This is a genomic window from Candidatus Regiella insecticola LSR1, from assembly GCF_000143625.1.
In the GTDB taxonomy this organism is placed as follows: domain Bacteria; phylum Pseudomonadota; class Gammaproteobacteria; order Enterobacterales; family Enterobacteriaceae; genus Regiella; species Regiella insecticola.
This window is the reverse complement of the sequence record NZ_GL379629.1, coordinates 1-1997: the sequence shown is the minus strand read 5'-3', so window position 1 is coordinate 1997 and position 1997 is coordinate 1. Positions and strand designations below refer to the sequence as shown.

Annotated in this window: 3 protein-coding genes; all 3 read right to left on the bottom strand. The window is 43.1% G+C overall.

The genetic code is table 11. The annotated features are described in order from the left end of the window. Window positions 1-108 precede the first annotated feature (108 nt). Window positions 109-675 carry a recombinase family protein gene (locus tag REG_RS08375; RefSeq protein ID WP_039908201.1) on the bottom strand — a complete coding sequence of 189 codons (567 nt, stop codon included), beginning with the start codon at window positions 673-675 and terminating at the stop codon, window positions 109-111. Window positions 676-1053: 378 nt separating this feature from the next. After that, the gene (locus tag REG_RS08370) at window positions 1054-1356 is read right to left on the bottom strand and encodes a type II toxin-antitoxin system RelE/ParE family toxin (RefSeq protein ID WP_006705239.1); all 303 of its coding nucleotides are present in this window, start codon (window positions 1354-1356) and stop codon (window positions 1054-1056) included. Then, the gene (locus tag REG_RS08365; protein ID WP_006705238.1) at window positions 1274-1615 is read right to left on the bottom strand and encodes a hypothetical protein; all 342 of its coding nucleotides are present in this window, start codon (window positions 1613-1615) and stop codon (window positions 1274-1276) included. The genes REG_RS08370 and REG_RS08365 overlap by 83 nt, the downstream gene beginning before the upstream one ends. Between the last annotated feature and the right edge of the window lie 382 nt (window positions 1616-1997).

Below are 1997 nucleotides of genomic sequence, written 5' to 3'. Positions count from 1 at the left end.
TTATCTATCATTTTGAAAAATATCATTATCACTCCTCGGGTTCCGCGCACATTTCCTCCAAAAGCCCCCCTTCACGACATATCATATTGAATTGTGAAGAGAAAGCGGTTAATTCTTAGCATCGTTTTTTATTTTTCTTTTCAATCGAAAGTAGGTTGCTCGTGAGATCCCTGTTTTATCTGTCACACTGTTCACCGCTTCGCCCTGCAAAATCAGGGTTAGAGCTGCCGGTGTCCGTGGATGGATTTTCCTGCCGAATTTTACGCCTGCTGCAAGTGCCGCTATTCTGCCGCCATTAGTCCGTTCCAGAATACGTTCACGCTCGGCTTCTGCCACGGCGGCCAGGATCTGGATCACCATTTTCCCCATAGTACCTTCTGTACTGAGGCCATTCTCCAGAAAGCGGATTGCAATCCCCTTTTTGTAGCAGGTGTCAACAACATGGATCATGTCGGCGGTGTTACGCCCGAGGCGATCCATTTTTGTACAGATAATAACGTCATCTTTTTCTGCCCGGGCCAATAGGCGCTGTAACCCCTCTCGCTCATCCGTTGCTCCCGTCATCATATCTGTAAAAATGCGATCCTCGCGTACACCGGCACTTTTCAGTTCCATAATTTGATGCGTCAGTTTTTGATGGCTGGTTGATACCCGTGCATACCCCAGTAGCGCCATTTTTAGTCTCACTTATCGTTTTTGATACCATCAGGTATCATAATATCCTAAAATCGATTTATGATACCTCTTTCGCGCTGCTTTTGACGGGTATCAAATATCTTAATATTTGATACCCTCTGGCGTTTAGCAAAACATTAATCTGGACAAGTATTCTGGAAGACGTTGACCCGTTGAATGACGAAAAAGAAAACGAGTCCATTTTAAATGTATAATATATTGATAATTAACTATTTTTAGTTAACAGGTGAGACTTTTGGAGGAAATCAGAGCGGAACCCCAATTTAATTGCCGGAATTTATAACTATATGTATATCACATCACGGAGGCAGCTATGTTAGGTCCTGATGCCATTTCTTTAATTGTTTTTGATCAGTTTTATTTATTACGCAAAAGCGGCCACTGGCGAGCTGTATGAACCAAAGCCAATATCCATAGCGTATCGTTGGCAATTTCATACACCAGACGATAGCTCTTATGTGGTATTAATTCGCGAGTACCCGGTATCTTCCCTGGTCGACCTATCATCGGATGCGCGGCCAATTTGGTGACTGCGCAGCTGAACAGTTCATCCATCCTGGCTGCCGCTAGCGGGTTATCAGTCGAGATGTAGTCCCATATATCGGCACGGTCTCTCTGTGCCTCTGGCGTCCAAATGATGAGATTCACACTGTACGGCATTCGTTCGCCGTGTGCAGAATTCAGCTTCAACCTCTTCATTTGACCGACCAATATCGGAACGCATCGACATACGACCAGCTTCAACTTTGCTAAGTAAAAATTGGTCATATTTTCGCGATTCACGTTGTTTTTGGACAAACTCACGCATCAGCTCACGAAGCACTTGCGATGCTGGCCGGTGTGCAGAGTTGGCCTCAGCCATGAACTCAGCACGCAACTCGGGTTCTAGCTTCATTGTGAAAACAGCTTCTTTCGACATGATAAAGATCCCCCTGAATCAATATACTAATAAAATATATACCATTTAATCACCTTGTATATACTTAGTCAAGGAGTAATGGCAGGGTCATCTCATAGGATTTTTTGTTACCATTACTGTGGATCAAATGCTTTTTTTTGTGATATGGCGTTATTTTCTATTTTTTTATTTGATCCATTTTAAATGACTAACAGCGCAATGCAGCTATCTCTGCATTGCCTAGATTGTTTTGTTCCCGTTAAACCGATTTTTTAAAAAATTGAATTAAAACGGATTTTTTAGATCCGCAACGCTCGCCGCAAGAATGGCCTGAGCAGAGCGAATGCCGGAAGCGAAATATCATCTGGTGCTGAAAAGGAACTCGGTCACTCTTTAATAAAAA